The organism is Mesorhizobium sp. WSM4849 (assembly GCF_055811385.1).
On sequence record NZ_JBVVPW010000004.1, the window covers coordinates 274227 to 293382 of the forward strand.

Here is a 19156-nt window from a genome sequence, read left to right on the forward strand (position 1 = left end):
AACGCGATGAAACGACAGGCCAGCTGATGGAAAGAAATAAGAGCTGAAGGCCCATTTCCGGTGTCGGCGGGACAGCGCCGCCTCTGGTCGCCTGATATCTCCCCCACAGGTGGAGAGATTGGCTAATCGCCGACGTCAACGCCGCCCCTCATCCGGCCTCCGGGCACCTTCTCCCCGTGAACGGGGAGAAGGAAAAGCGGCGCCTTACGCGAACGCTCCGTGGCAATGCTTGTACTTTTTCCCCGACCCACACGGGCAGGCCTCGTTGCGGCCGACCTTGCCCCAGGTGGCGGGGTTTTGCGGGTCGCGGTTTTCGGGGGCGACGGTGGCGTGGGTCTCCTGGCGGACCAGAAGTCCGGTCTCGCCGCCGTTAAAATCGTCCTCGCCGGTGGTGCCGTCGAGATGGCTGCCGAACATGTCGGGCGTCTCGGGCGGCGGCGCTTCGGCGGCCTGGCGGACCAGCTCGACGCGCATCAATTGTGCGGTGACGGCCTGGCGCAGATTGCCGAGCATCGCCTGGAACAGCTCGAACGCCTCGCCCTTGTATTCCTGCAGCGGGTCACGCTGGGCATAACCGCGGAAGCCGACGACCGAGCGCAGATGGTCGAGGTTGACGATGTGCTCGCGCCACAGATGGTCGAGCGTCTGCAGCACCACCGAGCGCTCGACATAGGTCATCACATCGGGGCCGAAGCGCTCGGCGCGGTCCCTCGCGGCGGCGTCGGCGGCCTCGGTGATGCGCTCGCGGATGTCGTCCTCGGCAATGCCCTCTTCCTTGACCCAGTCCTCGATCGGCAGGTCGAGATTGAGGAATTCGGCGACCTCGGCCTTGAGGCCGGCGACGTTCCACTGCTCGGCATAGGCGTTTTCGGGAATGGCCTTGGCGACGATCTCGTCGATGACGCCCTCGCGCATCTCGGCGATGGTCTCGGACAGGCCTTCACCGTCCATCAGCTCAAGGCGCTGCTCGAACACCACCTTGCGCTGGTCGTTCGAGACGTCGTCATATTTCAGCAGGTTCTTGCGGATGTCGAAGTTGCGCGCCTCGACCTTCTTCTGCGCCTTTTCCAGCGCCTTGTTGATCCAGGGGTGGATGATCGCCTCGTCTTCCTTGAGGCCGAGCTTCTGCAGCATGCCGTCCATGCGCTCGGAGCCGAAGATGCGCATCAGATCGTCCTGCAGCGACAGGAAGAACTTTGACCGCCCGGGATCGCCCTGGCGGCCCGAGCGGCCGCGCAACTGGTTGTCGATGCGGCGCGACTCGTGGCGCTCGGTGGCGAGCACGTAGAGGCCGCCGGCGGCCAGCGCCTTTTCCTTCAACCGGGCGACGTCGTCGCGGATTTCCCTTTCCCTGGCTTCGCGCTCGGGACCAGCCGGCATGTCGCCAAGCTCCTCGGCGATGCGCATGTCGGCATTGCCGCCGAGCTGGATGTCAGTGCCGCGGCCGGCCATGTTGGTGGCAATGGTGATGGCGCCGGGTTTTCCCGCCTGGGCGACGATCGCCGCCTCACGCTCGTGGTGACGGGCGTTCAGCACCTCGAAATCGGTGAAGCCTTCCTTGCGCAGGCGCGCGGCCAGCAACTCGGATTTCTCGATCGAGGTGGTGCCGACCAAGGTCGGCTGGCCCTTGGTGCGGGCTTCCTTGATCTCCTTGACGATCGCCTTGTATTTCTCCTCGACGGTCCGATAGACCTCGTCGTCTTCGTCAGTGCGGATCACCGGCAGATTGGTCGGGATCTCGGTGACGTCGAGATTGTAGATGTTGCCGAATTCCTCGGCCTCGGTCAGCGCCGTGCCGGTCATGCCGGCAAGCTTCTTGTAGAGGCGGAAATAGTTCTGGAAGGTGACGGAGGCGAGCGTCTGGTTCTCCGGCTGGATCGCCACATGCTCCTTGGCTTCGAGCGCCTGGTGCAGGCCTTCCGAATAGCGGCGGCCCGGCATCATGCGGCCGGTGAATTCGTCGATGATGACGATCTCGCCGTTGCGCACGATATAGTCCTTGTCCTTCTGGAACAGCTGGTGCGCCTTCAGCGCATTGTTGACGTGGTGGACGATGGCGACGTTCTCGACGTCGTAGAGCGACTCGCCCTTGAGCAGGTCGGCGTCGCGCAAAAGGTTTTCCAGCTTCTCGGTGCCCTCCTCGGTGAAGATCGAGGTCTTCTGCTTCTCGTCGATCTCGTAGTCGGCCGGCTCGAGCTTCAGCATGAAGGCATCGATGGTGTTGTACATTTCCGAGCGGTCCTCGAGCGGACCGGAAATGATCAGCGGCGTGCGCGCCTCGTCGACCAGGATAGAATCGACCTCGTCGACGATCGCGTAGCTGTGGCCGCGCTGCACCATCTGACTGCGCTCGTATTTCATGTTGTCGCGCAGATAGTCGAAGCCGAGCTCGTTGTTGGTGGCGTAGGTTACGTCGGCGGCGTAGGCGGCGTGGCGTTCCTCGTCGGACAGGCCATGGACGATGACGCCGACGGTAAGGCCGAGGAATTTATAGACGCGGCCCATCCATTCGGAGTCGCGCGTGGCAAGATAGTCGTTGACGGTGACGACATGGACGCCTTTGCCGGCGAGCGCGTTGAGATAGACGGGCAGCGTGGCGACCAGCGTCTTGCCCTCGCCGGTGCGCATTTCGGCGATGCCGCCATTGTGCAGCACCATGCCGCCGATCAGCTGCACATCGAACGGGCGCATGCCGAGCACGCGGCGCGCCGCTTCGCGCACGGTGGCGAAGGCCGGCACCAAGAGATCATCGAGGCTGGCGCCGTTGGCCACGTCCTGGCGGAATTTTTCCGTGCGGGCGGTCAGCTCGGCGTCGGAGAGCGCCCGCATCTCGTTTTCCATGGCGTTGATCGCTTCGACGCGCGGCCGGGTCGACTTGACCCGGCGATCGTTGGAGGAGCCGAAAACCTTACGGGCGAGACCGCCAAAACTGACCATTCAATGGTCCTTTCGATAGCATTCCAAGTCGTTGCGACGGGTGCCGGCGGCCCCATCAAATCCACGTGAAACGCGGACAAACGCAAAAAGCGCCCGGAAAACGGTTCTGGACGCAAAGTCGTTGGACAGATAAGAGGGGGCTCAATCGATGTCAACGGCGCCCTCGTCCTGACGACCGTGCCAAATTCCGCCACAATCTGGCTGGTCTGGAAGCCATCCCGCTCTAGCTATCCCCTATTGGAGTTAATCGTATGTCCTTATTGTTCCGCCGCGCGTCGCTCGCCAGCCTCGGCCTGGCATTCGGGCTGTCGGCTTTGTCGCTGTCGCCACTGATGGCCCAGGACACCGCGCCTGCCCAACCAGCCCCGGCCCAACCGGCCGCCCCCGCCCAACCGGCGCCGGTCGATCCGAACGCCGTGGTCGCCACGATCAACGGCCAGACGCTGACCGAGGCAGACCTTGCGCTTGCCGAAGGCGAGCTGTCGCAGCAGTTCGCGCAGATGCCGCCCGAACAGCGCCGCGCCGCAGCACTTTCGGCGGCGATCGAGATCAAGGTCATGGCTGCCCAGGCGGTCACCACCGGCCTCGACAAGGATCCCGACTTCCAGCGCCGCATGGCGTTCCTGCAGCAGCGCGCGCTGCATGGCGAAATGGTCGAGAAGGATGTCGTCGGCAAGGTTACGGATGCCGAGGTTCGCGCCCGCTACGACCAGGAAATCGCCAACACGCCGCCGAGCAACGAGGTGCATGCCCGTCATATCCTCGTGAAATCGAAGGAAGAGGCCGATGCGATCATCAAGCAGCTCGACGGCGGCGCCGATTTCCAGAAACTCGCCAACGAGCACACCAGCGATCCGAGCGGCAAGACCAGCGGCGGCGATCTCGGCTGGTTCGGACCCGGCCAGATGGTGCCGGAGTTCGACAAGGCGGTCTTTGCGCTGGCGGTCGGCAAATACACCGAACAGCCGGTGCAGTCGCAGTTCGGCTGGCACGTCATCCAGGTCGAGGACAAGCGCGCCAAGCAGCCGCCGGCCTTCGACCAGGTCAAGGACCAGGCCCGTCAGGCGGTCATCCGCGACAAATACATCGCGCTGGTCAAGTCGCTGCGCGCCGAGGCCAAGGTCGAGATCCCGGACGAGAAGCTGAAGAAGACGGTCGACGCGCTGGAAAACACCAAGTAGGCGAGGGCGAGGCTAGGGCAGGCGGGGTCGTCGGTACTTCCCTTCTCCCCTTGTGGGAGAAGGTGGCCGAGCCCACGGGTCTTGCCTCCGGCAAGCCCGAGGACAGGCTCCGCTCGGTCGGATGAGGGTGTTCCGCTTGGCACCGACCGCACTCCGTCCAGCACCCCTCTTCCGTCTTGGCGCTTCGCGCCAATCCACCTTCTCCCACAAGGGGAGAAGGGAAGAAGCGCGGCGCCGAGATCGCCCTATCCTACGATGCGTCGACGCCTCCGCCGGACCGCCGCGGCGTCGAGCGAGCCGGCATCGTCAGCGGCTATGCCCTTCACCACATATCCAACCGCCTTGCGCAGCGTCGTTTCGTCTTCGTCGAGGCGATTGGTCAAAAGATGCGTCCAGGCAAAGGAGGCGACCAGGTCGGCGACGAGCGTGGCATCGACGTCGGCCGCCACTTCGCCTCTTGCCTTGGCGCGCTCGATCATCTGGCCGGTATGGGCATGGCGTCCTTTGGTGTATTCGACAAGCACGGCGGCCACGGTCGCATCCGACTGCGCCTCGGCGATCAGCGATCTGAAGACGCTGCCTGACGACGTGTCATGCCAGTGCGAGAACAGGTTCTTCAGGAAGCCGACGAGATCATCCTCGAGGTTTCCGGTATCGGGATTTTCGACGCGCTTTAGCCGCTGATAGACGTCGAACAGCAAAGCGGCCTTGCTCGGCCACCAGCGATAGATCGTCGGCTTTCCCGCACGCGCCCGCCGCGCCACCGCTTCGATCGAGAAGCCGGAATAACCGGCCTCGACCAGCACCGCCTCGGCGGCGTCGAGAATGGCGTCGGCGCTGTCGGGGTTGCGTCGCGCGCCAATTGATTTGCGGGTCCGATCTGCGTCCTCAGCCATCTGCTTTTTTTCCTTATCGGCAGTTTCCTCAACATGCATATACGACCTCTCTTGACGAAACGGAACGGTCCGTTTTATATAACGGAACGTTTCGTAACGATAAGGAGAAGGCCAATGACCTCGACCGCCGCCCGCTTCTCGCGCCTCCGCTTTGCGCTGCTGGTGCTTGCCGGCGTCTATCCGCTGATCACCGCCATCCTCTATGTGGTGTTCCCGCTGACCGAAGAGTGGGAGATATGGCAACGCACGCTGGTCATCGCGCCGCTGATGGTCGCGATCATGATCTGGGGGCTCATTCCGGGCGTGCAGAAGATGTTCCGACGGTTCCTCAATCCTGCCCAGTGAGGTAAGCGTGGTGCGGCAGTTCGGTGTCGTCCGCAACGGTCGGGAAAACGCCCTTGCGCCGGCGCCCGCTATCGGGCAAACCGGCGTTCCGCTTGCGATTTTCCCGCCCGAGGTCTTCATGTCAGCCACGATTTCGCCGCTCGCGCCGAAAAAATATCCTAAAATGCCTGACATCGAGGGCGTCCGCATCGCCACTGCCGAGGCCGGGATAAAGTACAAGAACCGCACCGACCTGCTCGCCATGGTCTTCGATGCCGGCACCACGGTCGCCGGCGTGTTCACCAGGTCGAAATGTCCGTCGGCGCCGGTCGATTTCTGCCGGCAGAATCTTGCGCAAGGCAAGGCGCGCGTCCTGGTCGTCAATTCCGGCAACGCCAATGCCTTCACCGGCAACAAGGGCCGAGCCTCCACGGCAATGACCGGCGAGGCTGCAGCCAAGGCTGCGGGCTGTACGCCGGACGAGGTGTTTCTGGCCTCGACCGGCGTCATCGGCGAGCCGCTGGATGCCGGCAAGTTCAGCCACCTGCTCGCCGGACTGGTCAAGGAGGGCAGGCCGGATCTGTGGACCGAAGCCGCCAAGGCGATCATGACCACGGACACCTATCCGAAACTGGCGACCGCGACGGTAAAACTCGGCGACGCCGACGTCACCATCAACGGCATTGCCAAGGGCGCCGGCATGATCGCGCCCGACATGGCGACGATGCTCTCCTTCATCGCCACCGATGCGCCGATCGCAGCCCCCGTGCTACAGGATCTTTTGTCGCGCGGCACGGCCAAGACCTTCAATGCGGTCACCGTCGACAGCGACACCTCGACCAGCGACACGCTGCTGATGTTCGCCACCGGCACGGCATCCAGGCGCGGCGCGCCTGACGTCACCGATGCCGGGGATGCGCGCCTCGGCGCCTTCCGCCGCGGGCTCGGCAAGGTGCTGAAATCGCTGGCGCTGCAAGTGGTGCGCGACGGCGAGGGCGCGCGAAAACAGGTCGAGGTCACCGTCACCGGCGCGAAATCGGCCCGCTCGGCCAAGCGCATCGCGCTGTCGATCGCCAATTCGCCGCTGGTCAAGACGGCGGTCGCCGGCGAGGACGCCAATTGGGGTCGCGTCGTCATGGCCATCGGCAAGGCCGGTGAACCGGCCGACCGCGACCTTCTGTCGATCTGGTTCGGCGATATCAGGCTGGCGCATGAGGGCGAACGCGACGCCGCCTACTCCGAGGAGGCGACATCGGCCTACATGAGGCGCGACGAGATCCGCATCCATGCCGATATCGGCATCGGCCGCGGCAAGGCGACGGTGTGGACTTGCGACCTCACCAAGGAGTATGTCGCCATCAACGGCGATTATCGGAGCTGATGGCGTTGGTTTCCAGACATCCGGCAAGCGTGCTTGCCATCGTGCGCCGCTATGAGGCGGCCGGCTTTCGCGCCTGGCCGGCGGCGGCGGTCCATTATGACGGCACCTGGGTGGTGCGGCTGACGGCGGGTCATCCGGCCAAGCGGCTGAATTCGGTCAATCCGCTCGATCCGGGCGACATCCAGCACATTGCCGAGCGCATCGGCCGCGCCAGCCGCCGTTTCGATGCCTATGGCCGGCCGCTGACCTTCCGCATATCGCCGCTGTCGGGGCCGGTCCTTTCCAAACATCTCGACAGCGAAGGCTGGAGCACATTCGACGAATCGCTGGTGATGCGGCTGCCGCTGGCAGACGCCCAGCTCGATACCGCCATGGACCAGATCCCGCTGAAGGACATCAGCCGCTTCATCGGCGCGTCGCTCAAGGTAAGCGGCTCGGATGTGTCGCTGCGGCCGGGCCTGTCGGAGATCATCGGCGCCATCCAGCCGGAAGCCGGGCTGTTCGCGCTCGAAAAGGGCACCGAACCGCTGGCGACGCTGATCTGCGTCCATGATGGCGATCTTGCCGGACTGTTCGAGATCGCCACCGACAGATCGGTACGCAACCAGGGCCACGGCCGTCACCTCATCCTGTCAGCGCTGAAATGGGCACGGCTGCGCGGCGCCCGGGAAGCCTGGCTGCAGGTCGAGGCCGACAATGCGCCGGCGCTGGCGCTTTATCGTTCGCTCGGGTTCGACGAAGTCTATCGTTACCATTATCGCCGGCCGCCCGGCGCATGACCGGCCCGAACCCTGTCGGCAAGCGCCTGCTCCTGGTCGCAGCCTGCGCGCTGGTCGATACCGACGGCCGCGTGCTGCTGGCGCAGCGGCCCGAAGGCAGGCAGCTCGCCGGCCTGTGGGAGTTTCCGGGCGGCAAGGTCGAGCCCGGCGAGACGCCGGAAGAATGCCTCATCCGTGAGTTGTACGAGGAGATCGGCATCGAGACCGATATTCCCTGCCTGGCGCCGTTCACTTTCGCCAGCCATTCCTACGATGATTTTCACCTGCTGATGCCGCTGTTCGTCTGCCGTCGCTTCCGCGGCATCGCGCAGCCGAAGGAGGGGCAGGTGCTGAAATGGGTGCGGCCGCGCCAGATGCGCGATTTTCCGATGCCGCCGGCCGACGCGCCGCTGATCCAGTTCCTCATCGATCTTCTGTGATTGTGCCGTCACTGCCCGATTTAGACAGCGTTAATGGAAGATTTATCTCGCTGTGAGAAATTGACGGCATGGAAAATCGAAGGGAAGGCCGTGTTCAGGCCTTCGCCGGAGGGCGGCTGCATGAGCCTCGACAGGGACTGGGAATCGATCCGACCCGACCGCAGCTTCAGCGCTGTCCATGCCGGCATGGGCATATTGCGGATCACACTGCTGTTCGGCTCGGCCGCGGTGGCGCTGGCCTTGATCGCGACGCCCTTCCTCGACAGCCGGACGCGATCCGCCCGCGACCATTTTGCCGGCGGCCTCGACGGAATGAGCACAGGATCGGTCGGGAGCATAGGCTCGATTGGAAGCACGGGCTCGATCGGCCGTCGTGTTACCTACACGCTGCGCAGGAGCGTGCTGCAGCCGCTGCCCAGTTCGATCTGCGTGATACGCGACAATGGCAAGCGCAGCGGCGACTGCTGAGATGGTTTAAAGCGGTCGTTTCATCGCCTGTTAAGCCTGTGCCGTTAACCTTTCTTAACAGGTCGACGCTAGGGTTCCGGCAAGCGGGATCGACGGTCATGAAAACAGTGCTGCAACGATTTTTGGAAGACAAGACCGGCGCGACGGCCATCGAATATGGGCTGATCGTGACCGTGCTGTCGCTTGCCATCATAGGCGGCATCGGCCAGGCCGCAGACGCAATGGCGTGGCTGTTCAGCGACAATTCCAGCAAGCTTGTGAACGCTTTCGCGCAGTGATCACGGCCGGCCAGCCGCATCCGTAGAATCCGGTCAACGCCCGCCGGGATCTTCCAGTATCGTCTTCAGCGATATTTTCGCCGAGCCGGGCTTCAGCGGTTTTTGCTGCGAGGCGTCGGGCGCCCAGCCTGACATCCAGACGATCGGAAAACTCGCCCTGACGCGACCATCGGCATCCGAAAACCGCTCGGCGTAGATTTCGGCGACGCGGGCAAACAGCCTTCGTGTGCCCGGTCGCCTGCTGCGGTCGATGAGCGCGCTGGTCTCGCCCATCGCCCGCAGGTCCGCCATCAGGCCGAACAGGGAATCGTAGCGCACCGTCACCGTCTCGACATCGGCGACGGGCAAGGCCAGGCCGGCGCGTTGCAAAAGCGCGCCGGCGTCGCGCACGTCGGTGAACGGGATGACGCGCGGGCTGGCGCCGCCGTAAAGCTCGGTCTCGGCGGCGAGGAGGCTTTCGCGCAGCTCGGAAAGCGTACCGGCGCCGGCAAAAGCGCCGAGGAAAAGACCGTCCGGCTTCAGCGCGCGGCGGATCTGAACCAGCATGCCGGGAATGTCGTTCATTGCCTGAAGGGACAAAAGAGACACCGCGAGGTCGAGGCTTTCCGGCTCGAATGGCACGGTCTCCAGCGGCGCCACCAGTCCGGCGGCATCGCCCAGGAACATAGCGTCCGCCTCCACGCGTATGATGTCCGTCACCTTGCCGCTTGTCGCGAGCACGTCGACCGCCGCCGGCGTCTGGCAAAACAGCACGGCCGCTCTGTCGAATTTGCGTTCGACGGCGCCCAGCCGCTCGGCAAGCTCCTCGGCCGCCCGCCGCATCAGGAAATCCGCGCCGGCAGTCGGTCGGGCGAGCGCCCGGCGCTTGTGCGCCAGCCAGAGAGAAGTGTCGACTATAGGTTGCAACTGACGGTTCCTGGTTTCCGCTGTCTGATATAGGGTGGCGGAGGAGCAACCACGTGGCCGATCCAATGCCAGATATCAAGAGTACCGCTCGAAAGGCATTGGACTGGCCGGCGCGCATCCTGTTTCCGCCGGTTTGCGCCGGCTGCCGACGGCATGTCTCGCAGCCCGGCGTGCTGTGCGGCGCCTGCTGGCCGAAGCTCAGGCTTCTGGAGCGGCCATGGTGCCCGGTGATGGGCACGCCGTTCATCCATCACATGGGCGAGGGGTTCCTGTCGGCCGAGGCGATCGCCGACCCGCCGCCCTTCGAGCGCGCGCGGGCCGCGGTCGCTTATTCCGGTGTCGCCCGCCAGATGGTGCAAGGGCTGAAATACCAGGATCGCACCGACCTGGCGCCGTGGATGGCGCGCTGGATGCTGCGCGCCGGTGCCGAACTGATCGCGGAGGCCGATGTGGTCGTGCCGGTGCCGCTGCACTGGCGGCGTTTCTTCAGGCGCCAGTTCAACCAGTCGGCGGAACTGGCAAGGGCGGTATCGCAACTTGGTGGCCTGCCTTTTGCGCCCTCGGCGGTCAGGCGCGTCAAACTCACCCGCCAGCAGGTCGGGCTGGAGCGGCGGGAACGCGAGGAGAATGTGCGTGCCGCCTTCAGAGTGCCGGAGGAGGCCGAGATCGAGATCGCCGGCCGCCGGGTGCTCTTGATCGACGATGTCTTTACCACCGGCGCCACTGTCCGCGCGGTCGCCAAGGCGCTGAAGAAGGGCGGTGCCGGGACCGTCGACGTGCTGACCTTTGCGCGCGTGCTGCCGGGGGACTTTCGGGCCGACGAGTCCGCGACTATATAGATTGAAGAAAGGCAGGATTGCTGACCGATGGTCGACGTGACGATCTATACACGGATGATGTGCGGCTATTGCGTGGCGGCCAAGCGGCTGCTCGAGCGCAAGGGCGTTGCCTACACCGAGCACGACGCCTCCTTCTCGCCGGAACTGCGCCGGGAAATGATTTCCCGTGCGAATGGCCGCTCGACCTTTCCGCAGATATTCATCGGCGATACCCATGTCGGCGGCTCCGACGATCTCCACGAACTGGAGGCGGAGGGCCGGCTGGACCGTCTGCTCGCCAATGGCTCGACGAATTGAGGATATGACGATGGGTACTTTCAAGGCGGCGGCGATCCAGATGCGTTCGGGCACCAGCCCCGAGCGCAACGCGGTCGATCTGGAGCGGCTGGTGCGCGAGGCCGCGGGCCAGGGTGCGACCTATATCCAGTCACCGGAAATGACCGGTGCGCTGATCCGCGACAGCCAGGCGCGGGCCGCCTCGTTCACGTCCGAGGACAAGGACATCATCGTCTCGACCTCGCGCAAGCTGGCGAAAGAACTTGGCGTCTTCCTGCATATCGGCTCGACCGCCATCCTGCGCGCCGACGGCAAACTTGCCAACCGTGCGCTTTTGTTTGGGCCGGATGGCGCGACACTAGCCATCTACGACAAGATCCACATGTTCGACGTTGATCTCGACAATGGCGAAAGCTGGCGCGAATCCGCCGCCTATGAGCCAGGCACCGAGGCCGTCGTCACCGAGATCAGCGGCGCCGGGATCGATGGGGCGAGGCTGGGTTTCGCCGTCTGCTACGATCTGCGCTTTCCGCAGCTCTTCCGCGCCGAGGCGCTGGCCGGCGCCGACCTGCTTTCGGTGCCCGCCGCCTTCACCCGCCAGACCGGCGAGGCGCACTGGCATGTGCTGCTGCGGGCGCGCGCCATCGAGAACGGCGCCTATGTCGTCGCCGCGGCGCAAGGCGGACTGCACGAGGACGGCCGCGAGACCTATGGCCATTCGCTGATCGTCGATCCGTGGGGCCGCATCGTCGCCGAAGCGGCACATGACGTACCGGCGGTGATCATCGCCGAGATCGACCCGGCAGAGTCGGTCGCTGCCCGCAAGAAGATCCCAAATCTGAAAAATTCACGCGACTTCGCCGTGAACGTCACTCCGGTCGAGGCGCAAAGTCTCAGGGGTGCGGCGTCTTGATTCGCTTTTCGCTGATCTGCGACCACGAGCATGAATTCGAAGGCTGGTTTCGCAGCAACAACGATTTCGACACCCAGAAGAAGCGTGGCTTCGTCGATTGCCCGACCTGCGGCTCGCACAAGGTCGAGAAGGCGTTGATGGCGCCGGCCGTCTCGACCGGGCGCAGCCGAGAAAAGATCGCGCTCGCCATGGGCGAGGCCCAGAAGCAGGCGCTGGCGCAATTGAAGGCGATGGCCGAGAAGGTGCGCGAGAATGCCGACTACGTCGGCGACAAGTTTGCCGAGGAGGCACGCAAGATCCATTTCGGCGAGAGCGACCCGCGCGGCATCTATGGCGAGGCGACGCTGGAGGAGGCCAAGAGCCTGGTCGAGGACGGCGTCGAATTCATGCCGATTCCAAGTTTCCCCGACGAGCGGAACTGACTGGCTAGGTTACGCTGCCGATCAATTTCTCAAGCAGGCGAGCAAGCGTCTCTTGTTCGGCGCGCGTCAGACCGGAAAGTATCTCGTGTTCGTTGGCGACGTGGGCGGCGACAGCCTCATCGATCAATGTCAGGCCTTTTTCGGTCAGTTGCACGACAACCCCGCGCCGGTCGTTGGGATGCGGCCCACGCTTGATCAATCCTGACTTTTCGAGCCGGTCGAGCCGGTTGGTCATGGCGCCCGACGTCACCATCGTCGCTTCGTAGAGAGCGGTTGGCGTCAGCGCGTAGGGTGATCCGGAACGGCGCAGCGTCGCCAGCACATCGAATTCCCCAGACTGCAAACCGAAACGCGCAAACAGCGGAGCGAGGCGTTCTCGTGCTATCAGCGACGAGGCTTCGTTCAACCGTCCAAGCACGGCCATCGGAGAGACATCCAGATCGGGCCGCTCTCGTTTCCACTGCTCGATCGCCTTCGCTGCGCGATCCATCTATATCACCGTTAAATATCTTGACGTTAAGAATCCTTGCATTATCTTACCTCAAGGCACAGTGCTGGCCAAGAGCCGCAAAGACGTTAAGGTTCGTTATGAAATTTCTCTGGGATTCAGCGCTCGGCCTTTTGGTCGTCACCGGCGGCCTGCTCGGCCTGACGCTGCCGTTCGGCAAGCTCGCCACGGCGGCCGGTGTTTCGGCCATGGTCTGGGCCCTGGTCATTTCGCTCGGCGCCGGCGGTGTGCTTTTGTGCGCCTTGCTGCTGCGCGGGCAGCGCATCCGGCTCAACCCGCACAGACTGCGTTATTTCTTCGTCACCGCGGCGGTGTCCTATGCCTTCCCCAATCTCTTGATGTTCTCGGCCATTCCGCATCTCGGCGCCGGCTATACCGGTATCATGTTCACGCTGTCGCCGGTGGTTACGCTGGTGTTTTCGATCCTGCTCGGCGTCCGGCGTCCCAATCTGCTTGGTATCCTCGGCATTGCCGTCGGCTTCCTCGGTGCTGTCATGGTGGCGGTGACGCGCGGCGAGGCCGGTCAGCCGGCCGAATTTTTCTGGGTGGCGGTGGGGCTGCTCATCCCGGTCAGCCTTGCCGCCGGCAACATCTACCGCACGGTCGACTGGCCCGAAGGGACCGGACCGATCGAGCTTGCCGTCGGCAGCCATCTGGCAGCGGCTGCGCTGCTTCTTTGCGGCATCCTCACGCTGCAGGGCGGCGGTTCGCTCGCACTGCTCGGCGGCGTGCCGCTGGTGGTCGTCGGGCAGGTCGCGTCAGCCGCGGCGATGTTCGCCTTCTTCTTCCGGCTGCAGGCGGTCGGCGGCCCGGTCTATCTCAGCCAGATCGGCTATGTCGCAGCTGCGGTCGGATTGTTCGCCGGGACGATCTTTCTCGGCGAGCACTATCAATTGCTGACCTGGGCGGGCGCTGTCATCATCACTGCCGGCGTGTTCATCACAACGAAGGCGCAAAGCCAGACCGCCACGAAGGCGCGAAGCCAGACGGGTGAGAAGGTGACGGCGTGAGAAGGTTCAGACGGGTGCCTTCTCCGCCAGCACCATGTAATTGACGTCCATGTCCTTCGACCGCTGCCAGCGGTCGGCGAGCGGATTGTAGGCGACGCCGGTGCGGTCGATGATGGTCAGGCCAGCGGCGGCAAGCGCCTTTTCCAGCTCGTCTGGCCGCACCAGCTTGCCGAACTGGTGGGTGCCGCGCGGCAACCAGCGCAGCACATATTCGGCGCCGATGATGGCCAGGCCCAGCGCCTTCAGCGTGCGGTTGATGGTGGCGACGAACATGATGCCGCCGGGCTTGAGCATCTCGCCGCATTTGGCCACGAACAGGTCGATGTCGGCAACATGCTCGACCACTTCCATGTTGAGGATGACGTCGAATTTCTCCCCGGCGGCAGCCAGATCCTCCGCTGTCGTGGCACGGTAATCCACCGTCACGCCGACCTCCGCCGCATGCAGCTTGGCCACTTCGATGTTGGTGGCGGATGCGTCGGCGCCGAGCACTTCGGCGCCAAGCCGCGCCATCGGCTCGCACAACAGCCCGCCGCCGCAGCCGATGTCGAGGAAGCGCAGGCCCTCGAACGGCCGCGCCGCACGCGGGTCGCGGCCGAAGCGCGCAGCCACCTGGTCGCGTATATAGGCAAGCCGGATCGGATTGAACTTGTGCAGCGGGCGGAATTTGCCGTTCGGATTCCACCATTCGGCGGCAAGGGCGGAAAAGCGCTCCACTTCTCCGGCATCGATCGTCGACCGTCGGGGTTCTGGCATGGCGTGTCTCCCGCAGACTCAAAAGTTCAGAGCGCGATCGGGCGCAAAACCGGATACCACTTTTGCTGATCGCGCTCTGATGCGCTAGGAAGTCGGTCGCGAGGCAGCGAATGTCAAGGCAGCAATTTCGCCTGTCGACAGAGCAATGCTCATGATGACGGCGGTGCCGACTGCGATCTGTCAGCATGTGGCAGCTCGATACGCCTCACGGCGAAACAAAATTATTCCGGCGGACGAAGGAGAGGCGTTGCTTTCAACGGGAGGAGACCATGATGCGAAGCATAGCTTCGATCCTTTGGCGCCGACTTGACCTCGAGGGCCATGACGCCTGCCTGCTGTCTGAAATTGGCCTGCTGTCTGAATCTGGCCGGCCTTCGGAAACGGACGGTGGGCGCAGCCTCAGAGGGCAGGCGCTTTTCGTCCAGGACGGCAAGCCGTGCAGCATTGCCTACGAGGTGACCTGCGATGCCGGCTGGCATTCACGATCGGCGCACATCGAGGGGTTTCTCGGCACACAAGATCTGCACTATGCGATTGAACGACTTGCCGACGGCGGATGGACGCTGAACGGCGAACGCCAAGGAGAAGTCGCTGGCCTCATCGATGTCGATCTCGGCTTCACGCCCGCTACCAACCTGCTGGCGATCCGCCGTTTCGACCTGGAGGTCGGCATGTCGACACAAGCTCCGGCTGCGTATCTGACATTTCCCGAACTCAGGCTGGTGCGCCTCGAACAGACCTATCGGCGTCTCGACGAGGCCCGTTACGCCTATGCTGCGCCCATGTTCGGCTACGATGAGATCCTGAAAGTCTCGCCGGCCGGCTTCGTTGTCGACTATCCGGGCCTGTGGAGAGGCGCAGCGCACCTGGCCTGAAGCCACCGCATGTCGTCGACAGGCATGCGGGCACGCGCTGCCGCCCTCGTCTGTCGCCTTCGTCGCCAGCTGCAACCGGCGGCACGCCTTGCGAAACCCAAAGCATTTGGCTAAGGAGGCCGCGAATTCAGCGGCCGGCCCAGTCGGGCGCTCCCTTTCCGTTTTTTCGGCAGCCGGTCCGGCACCCAGTCAAAGGCATTTCGCTTCCATGGCGCGCATCGTGATGAAATTCGGCGGAACCTCCGTCGCCGACATCGCCCGCATCCGCAATGTGGCGCGCCATGTCAAACGCGAGGTCGATGCCGGCCATGAGGTTGCGGTGGTCGTCTCGGCGATGGCCGGCAAGACCAACGAGCTCGTGCAATGGACGCGCGAAGCCTCGCCCATGCACGATGCACGCGAATATGACGCCGTCGTCGCCTCCGGCGAGCAGGTGACCGCCGGCCTGCTGGCGATCACGCTGCAGAACATGGGCGTCCATGCCCGTTCCTGGCAAGGCTGGCAGATCCCGGTCAAGACCGACAATGCGCATGGCGCGGCGCGCATTCTCGACATTGACGGCGCGTTCCTGATCAAGCGCTTCGGCGAGGGCCAGGTGGCCGTGGTCGCCGGCTTCCAGGGCATCGGGCCGGACAATCGCATCGCGACGCTCGGCCGCGGCGGCTCCGACACCAGTGCTGTCGCCATCGCGGCGGCGGTCAAAGCCGACCGCTGCGACATCTACACCGATGTCGACGGGGTCTACACCACCGACCCGCGCATCGAGCCGAAAGCGCGGCGGCTGGCCAAGATTTCCTTCGAGGAAATGCTTGAGATGGCCTCTCTCGGCGCCAAGGTCCTGCAGGTACGCTCGGTCGAGCTTGCCATGGTGCACAAGGTGCGTACTTTCGTGCGGTCGTCCTTCGACGATCCCGACGCGCCCGGAATGGGGGATTTGCTCAATCCGCCCGGAACGCTTATTTGCGACGAGGAAGAGATCGTGGAACAGCAGGTCGTCACCGGAATTGCCTATGCCAAGGACGAAGCGCAGATTTCATTGCGCCGTGTCAGCGACCGGCCGGGCGTCGCCGCCGGCATTTTCGGGCCGTTGGCCGAGGCCAACATCAACGTCGACATGATCGTTCAGAACATTTCCGAGGACGGCAAGTTCACCGACATGACCTTCACCGTGCCGTCCGGCGATGTCGACAAGGCGCTTACCGTGCTCGAGCGGCTGAAGACTACGATCGGCTACGACGTCGTACAGTCGGAAGCCGGCATGTCGAAGGTCTCGGTCATCGGCATCGGAATGAGGAGCCATGCGGGCGTCGCCGCCACCGCCTTCAAGGCGCTGGCCGACAAGGCGATCAACATCCGCGCGATCACGACCTCCGAGATCAAAATTTCGATCCTGATCGACGGTCCCTACACCGAACTTGCGGTTCGCACTTTGCATTCCGTCTACGGTCTGGATAAGCAGTAGCAGACTGCATCGGCCCGAGAATCGGAGTCGATTTTCGGAAAGCACGATGCAGCAGATCGAAAGTCTTAGAGCGTCCTTTGGCGTCCAATTGGACGCATGGCGCTCTAATTGAGTTGTTGCGTGAGCGCTGGCCGCGGGAGAAACTGCGGCGGGCAAAATGTCCATTGGAGAACAAGCCGCGATGCGTGATACGGCCAGTGGCCCGCGCGTTTTGCTGAAACGGCTCCGCGAGCTCATGCAGGAGCCGCTGGAGCCGCAGGAGCGGCTCGACCGCATCGTGCGCGATATCGCCGCCAACATGGTCGCCGAGGTGTGCTCGCTCTATGTGCTGCGCGCCGATTCGGTGCTCGAACTCTATGCCACCGAGGGTCTGAACCCAAAGGCCGTCCATTTGGCGCAGCTCAGGCTGGGCGAAGGCCTCGTCGGCACGATCGCGGCCTCAGCACGGCCGCTCAATCTCTCCAACGCACAGGAACATCCAGCCTTCGCCTACCTGCCGGAAACGGGGGAAGAGATCTACAATTCCTTCCTCGGCGTGCCGGTGCTCAGGGCAGGGCGCACGCTTGGTGTTCTGGTCGTCCAGAACAAGACCATGCGCCACTATCGCGACGACGAAGTCGAGGCGCTGGAAACGACGGCGATGGTGATCGCCGAGATGATCGCCACCGGCGACCTTGCCCGGCTGACCCGGCCCGGGCTCGAACTCGACCTGCGCCGCCCGGTGAGCTTTACCGGCCTGTCCTTCAACGAGGGTGTCGGGCTCGGTCATGTCGTGCTGCACGAGCCGCGCATCGTCGTCACCAATCTGTTCAACGAGGACAGCGATGAGGAGATCAAGCGGCTCGATGCATCCCTTGGTTCGCTCCGGCTCTCCATCGACGATATGCTGGAACGCCGCGAAGTCGCTTTCGAAGGCGAGCACCGCCAGGTGCTCGAAGCCTATCGCATGTTCGCCAACGACAGCGGCTGGGTGCGCCGGCTGGAAGAGGCGATCCGCAACGGCCTGACGGCGGAAGCGGCGGTGGAAAAAGTGCAGAGCGACATGCGTGCCCGCATGCTGCACATGACCGATCCGTATTTGCGTGAGCGGATGAGCGATTTCGACGATCTCGCCAACCGGTTGCTGCGCCAGTTGATGGGGCGCGGGCCAGACGACGTTGCGGCCTCGCTGCCGAAGGACGCCATCATCGTCGCCCGCTCGATGGGGGCCGCCGAACTGCTCGATTATCCCAGAGACAAGCTGCGCGGGCTGGTGCTCGAGGACGGCGCGGCGACCAGCCATGTCGTTATCGTGGCGCGGGCCATGGGCATACCGGTCGCGGGCCAGATGAGGGGCGCCGTTTCCATGGCGGAAAACGGCGACGCCATCATTGTCGACGGCGAGGAAGGCGCGATCCATCTGCGCCCTCAGCCCGACCTCGAAGCCGCCTATGCCGAAAAGGTCCGCTTCCGGGCGCGGCGGCAGGAGGTCTACCGCGAACTGCGCAAGAAGCCGTCGGTGACCAAGGACGGCGTCCAGGTCGACCTTTTGATGAATGCGGGCCTGGCCGTCGATCTGCCGCAGCTTGCCGAGGCTGGCGCCGCCGGCATCGGCCTGTTCCGCACCGAGCTGCAATTCATGGTCGCCTCGACCTTTCCGCGTGCGGAAGCCCAAGAACGGCTCTACCGCGACGTGCTCGACGCGGCGCGCGGCAAGCCGGTCACCTTCCGCACCATCGATATCGGCGGCGACAAGGTGCTGCCCTACTTCAAGGACACGATCCAGGAAGAGAACCCGGCGCTCGGCTGGCGCGCCATCCGCCTGACGCTCGACCGGCCGGGCCTGTTGCGCACCCAGATCCGCGCGCTTCTGAAGGCCTGCGGTGGGCGTGAACTGAAGCTGATGCTGCCGATGGTGACGGAACTCGGCGAGATCGCACAGGCGCGCGAGATCATCGATCGCGAGGTGCGACATTTGTCGCGTTTTGCCCATCATCTGCCGACCAGCCTGAAGCTCGGGGCCATGCTGGAAGTACCGTCGCTGCTGTTCCAGCTCGACGAGTTGATGAAGGCCGTCGATTTCGTCTCGGTCGGCTCGAACGATCTGTTCCAGTTCGTCATGGCGGTCGATCGCGGCAACACGCAGCTCTCCGACCGCTTCGATGCGCTGTCGACGCCGTTCCTGCGCGTTCTGAAGCAGATTGCCGACGCCGGGGTGCGCAATCAAACCCCGGTGACCTTGTGCGGCGAACTGGCCGGCAAGCCGATCTCGGCGATGGCGCTGATCGGCCTTGGCTACCGGTCGATCTCGATGTCGCCGGCTTCGATCGGTCCGGTCAAGGCGATGCTGACGGACCTGCCGCTGGCCGAACTGGAGACGTTCTTCGACGACAATCTCATGGCGCCGGTCCAGGGGTTGCCGATGCGGGTGCTGCTGCAAGCCTTTGCCGACGACCGCTCCATTCCGTTGTAAATTCACGTGAGGGCGGCCTGCAAATGTCGATTTTCTGCGCTTCCGGTGCTCATGTACCTAAATGTACATTCCGC

Annotated in this window: 20 protein-coding genes; 15 read left to right on the top strand and 5 right to left on the bottom strand. The window is 64.0% G+C overall.

Features of this window, described 5'->3' with window-relative positions; translation table 11 throughout:
- Nucleotides 1–204 precede the first annotated feature (204 nt).
- Nucleotides 205–2937 carry a preprotein translocase subunit SecA gene (gene secA / locus AC0L3L_RS06410; RefSeq protein WP_473636958.1) on the bottom strand — a complete coding sequence of 911 codons (2733 nt, stop codon included), beginning with the start codon at nt 2935–2937 and terminating at the stop codon, nt 205–207.
- 251 nt (nt 2938–3188) lie between these two features.
- On the opposite strand from secA, the gene AC0L3L_RS06415 reads away from it, so the two are divergent.
- A complete protein-coding gene (locus AC0L3L_RS06415; protein ID WP_473529462.1) occupies nt 3189–4118 on the top strand; it encodes a peptidylprolyl isomerase in 930 nt (309 codons plus the stop codon).
- A 245-nt stretch (nt 4119–4363) separates the two neighbouring features.
- On the opposite strand, the gene AC0L3L_RS06420 is transcribed toward AC0L3L_RS06415, so the two are convergent.
- Nucleotides 4364–5014 carry a TetR/AcrR family transcriptional regulator gene (locus AC0L3L_RS06420; RefSeq protein ID WP_473489476.1) on the bottom strand — a complete coding sequence of 217 codons (651 nt, stop codon included), beginning with the start codon at nt 5012–5014 and terminating at the stop codon, nt 4364–4366.
- Nucleotides 5015–5128: 114 nt separating this feature from the next.
- On the opposite strand from AC0L3L_RS06420, the gene AC0L3L_RS06425 reads away from it, so the two are divergent.
- From AC0L3L_RS06425 to AC0L3L_RS06450, 6 genes are all read left to right on the top strand, one after another.
- Entirely contained in the window at nt 5129–5359 is a 231-nt protein-coding gene (locus AC0L3L_RS06425) for a putative antibiotic biosynthesis monooxygenase (protein WP_292213988.1), read from the top strand.
- A gap of 118 nt (nt 5360–5477) precedes the next feature.
- The gene (gene argJ / locus AC0L3L_RS06430) at nt 5478–6719 is read left to right on the top strand and encodes a bifunctional glutamate N-acetyltransferase/amino-acid acetyltransferase ArgJ (RefSeq protein WP_123149197.1); all 1242 of its coding nucleotides are present in this window, start codon (nt 5478–5480) and stop codon (nt 6717–6719) included.
- Entirely contained in the window at nt 6719–7498 is a 780-nt protein-coding gene (locus tag AC0L3L_RS06435; protein ID WP_473636959.1) for a GNAT family N-acetyltransferase, read from the top strand. Before argJ ends, AC0L3L_RS06435 begins: the two co-directional genes overlap by 1 nt.
- Complete coding sequence (locus AC0L3L_RS06440) at nt 7495–7917, top strand: (deoxy)nucleoside triphosphate pyrophosphohydrolase (RefSeq protein ID WP_473529460.1); 423 nt, start codon at nt 7495–7497, stop codon at nt 7915–7917. Before AC0L3L_RS06435 ends, AC0L3L_RS06440 begins: the two co-directional genes overlap by 4 nt.
- Nucleotides 7918–8037: 120 nt before the next feature.
- Nucleotides 8038–8385, top strand: coding sequence for a hypothetical protein (locus tag AC0L3L_RS06445; RefSeq protein WP_473636960.1), 348 nt, complete (start codon nt 8038–8040; stop codon nt 8383–8385).
- 98 nt (nt 8386–8483) lie between these two features.
- Nucleotides 8484–8663 (top strand): Flp family type IVb pilin, encoded by a 180-nt coding sequence (locus AC0L3L_RS06450; protein ID WP_123149166.1) that lies wholly within the window; start codon nt 8484–8486, stop codon nt 8661–8663.
- Between the two features lie 33 nt (nt 8664–8696).
- On the opposite strand, the gene AC0L3L_RS06455 is transcribed toward AC0L3L_RS06450, so the two are convergent.
- On the bottom strand, nt 8697–9569 hold the full coding sequence (locus AC0L3L_RS06455; RefSeq protein WP_473549783.1) for a methyltransferase domain-containing protein: 873 nt from the start codon (nt 9567–9569) through the stop codon (nt 8697–8699).
- 53 nt (nt 9570–9622) lie between these two features.
- Here AC0L3L_RS06455 and AC0L3L_RS06460 point away from each other — a divergent pair, with 53 nt between their 5' ends.
- The 4 genes from AC0L3L_RS06460 to AC0L3L_RS06475 are packed head-to-tail and all read left to right on the top strand — an operon-like array spanning nt 9623 to nt 12019.
- Nucleotides 9623–10408, top strand: a complete 786-nt coding sequence (locus AC0L3L_RS06460) for a ComF family protein (protein ID WP_473636961.1) — start codon at nt 9623–9625, stop codon at nt 10406–10408.
- 27 nt (nt 10409–10435) lie between these two features.
- On the top strand, nt 10436–10705 hold the full coding sequence (gene grxC / locus AC0L3L_RS06465; protein WP_023797293.1) for a glutaredoxin 3: 270 nt from the start codon (nt 10436–10438) through the stop codon (nt 10703–10705).
- A gap of 10 nt (nt 10706–10715) precedes the next feature.
- Nucleotides 10716–11597, top strand: coding sequence for a carbon-nitrogen hydrolase family protein (locus AC0L3L_RS06470; protein WP_473636962.1), 882 nt, complete (start codon nt 10716–10718; stop codon nt 11595–11597).
- Nucleotides 11594–12019: a DUF1178 family protein gene (locus tag AC0L3L_RS06475; RefSeq protein ID WP_473636963.1), complete on the top strand. Its 426-nt coding sequence runs from the start codon at nt 11594–11596 to the stop codon at nt 12017–12019. The genes AC0L3L_RS06470 and AC0L3L_RS06475 overlap by 4 nt, the downstream gene beginning before the upstream one ends.
- A 4-nt stretch (nt 12020–12023) precedes the next feature.
- On the opposite strand, the gene AC0L3L_RS06480 is transcribed toward AC0L3L_RS06475, so the two are convergent.
- Nucleotides 12024–12509 (bottom strand): MarR family winged helix-turn-helix transcriptional regulator, encoded by a 486-nt coding sequence (locus AC0L3L_RS06480; RefSeq protein ID WP_123149162.1) that lies wholly within the window; start codon nt 12507–12509, stop codon nt 12024–12026.
- Nucleotides 12510–12607: 98 nt separating this feature from the next.
- Between AC0L3L_RS06480 and AC0L3L_RS06485 the strand changes: the two genes are divergently transcribed.
- Nucleotides 12608–13537 (top strand): DMT family transporter, encoded by a 930-nt coding sequence (locus tag AC0L3L_RS06485; protein WP_473636964.1) that lies wholly within the window; start codon nt 12608–12610, stop codon nt 13535–13537.
- Nucleotides 13538–13543: 6 nt separating this feature from the next.
- Here AC0L3L_RS06485 and ubiG read toward each other — a convergent pair whose 3' ends face one another.
- Nucleotides 13544–14293: a bifunctional 2-polyprenyl-6-hydroxyphenol methylase/3-demethylubiquinol 3-O-methyltransferase UbiG gene (gene ubiG, locus AC0L3L_RS06490; RefSeq protein ID WP_473636965.1), complete on the bottom strand. Its 750-nt coding sequence runs from the start codon at nt 14291–14293 to the stop codon at nt 13544–13546.
- A 269-nt stretch (nt 14294–14562) separates the two neighbouring features.
- On the opposite strand from ubiG, the gene AC0L3L_RS06495 reads away from it, so the two are divergent.
- The 3 genes from AC0L3L_RS06495 to ptsP all read left to right on the top strand — a co-directional run bounded on the left by AC0L3L_RS06495 (nt 14563) and on the right by ptsP (nt 19082).
- Nucleotides 14563–15168, top strand: a complete 606-nt coding sequence (locus AC0L3L_RS06495; protein ID WP_473636966.1) for a putative glycolipid-binding domain-containing protein — start codon at nt 14563–14565, stop codon at nt 15166–15168.
- 208 nt (nt 15169–15376) lie between these two features.
- A complete protein-coding gene (locus tag AC0L3L_RS06500; RefSeq protein WP_473489489.1) occupies nt 15377–16630 on the top strand; it encodes an aspartate kinase in 1254 nt (417 codons plus the stop codon).
- 181 nt (nt 16631–16811) lie between these two features.
- Nucleotides 16812–19082, top strand: coding sequence for a phosphoenolpyruvate--protein phosphotransferase (ptsP, locus tag AC0L3L_RS06505; protein WP_473636967.1), 2271 nt, complete (start codon nt 16812–16814; stop codon nt 19080–19082).
- Nucleotides 19083–19156 lie beyond the last annotated feature (74 nt).

Coding starts and splice junctions, on each gene's coding strand:
- secA (WP_473636958.1), bottom strand. CDS start 2,937: ATGGTCAGTTTTGGCGGTCTCGCCCGTAAGGTTTTCGGCTCCTCCAAC.
- AC0L3L_RS06415 (WP_473529462.1), top strand. CDS start 3,189: ATGTCCTTATTGTTCCGCCGCGCGTCGCTCGCCAGCCTCGGCCTGGCA.
- AC0L3L_RS06420 (WP_473489476.1), bottom strand. CDS start 5,014: ATGGCTGAGGACGCAGATCGGACCCGCAAATCAATTGGCGCGCGACGC.
- AC0L3L_RS06425 (WP_292213988.1), top strand. CDS start 5,129: ATGACCTCGACCGCCGCCCGCTTCTCGCGCCTCCGCTTTGCGCTGCTG.
- argJ (WP_123149197.1), top strand. CDS start 5,478: ATGTCAGCCACGATTTCGCCGCTCGCGCCGAAAAAATATCCTAAAATG.
- AC0L3L_RS06435 (WP_473636959.1), top strand. CDS start 6,719: ATGGCGTTGGTTTCCAGACATCCGGCAAGCGTGCTTGCCATCGTGCGC.
- AC0L3L_RS06440 (WP_473529460.1), top strand. CDS start 7,495: ATGACCGGCCCGAACCCTGTCGGCAAGCGCCTGCTCCTGGTCGCAGCC.
- AC0L3L_RS06445 (WP_473636960.1), top strand. CDS start 8,038: ATGAGCCTCGACAGGGACTGGGAATCGATCCGACCCGACCGCAGCTTC.
- AC0L3L_RS06450 (WP_123149166.1), top strand. CDS start 8,484: ATGAAAACAGTGCTGCAACGATTTTTGGAAGACAAGACCGGCGCGACG.
- grxC (WP_023797293.1), top strand. CDS start 10,436: ATGGTCGACGTGACGATCTATACACGGATGATGTGCGGCTATTGCGTG.
- AC0L3L_RS06470 (WP_473636962.1), top strand. CDS start 10,716: ATGGGTACTTTCAAGGCGGCGGCGATCCAGATGCGTTCGGGCACCAGC.
- AC0L3L_RS06480 (WP_123149162.1), bottom strand. CDS start 12,509: ATGGATCGCGCAGCGAAGGCGATCGAGCAGTGGAAACGAGAGCGGCCC.
- AC0L3L_RS06485 (WP_473636964.1), top strand. CDS start 12,608: ATGAAATTTCTCTGGGATTCAGCGCTCGGCCTTTTGGTCGTCACCGGC.
- ubiG (WP_473636965.1), bottom strand. CDS start 14,293: ATGCCAGAACCCCGACGGTCGACGATCGATGCCGGAGAAGTGGAGCGC.
- AC0L3L_RS06495 (WP_473636966.1), top strand. CDS start 14,563: ATGATGCGAAGCATAGCTTCGATCCTTTGGCGCCGACTTGACCTCGAG.
- AC0L3L_RS06500 (WP_473489489.1), top strand. CDS start 15,377: ATGGCGCGCATCGTGATGAAATTCGGCGGAACCTCCGTCGCCGACATC.
- ptsP (WP_473636967.1), top strand. CDS start 16,812: ATGCGTGATACGGCCAGTGGCCCGCGCGTTTTGCTGAAACGGCTCCGC.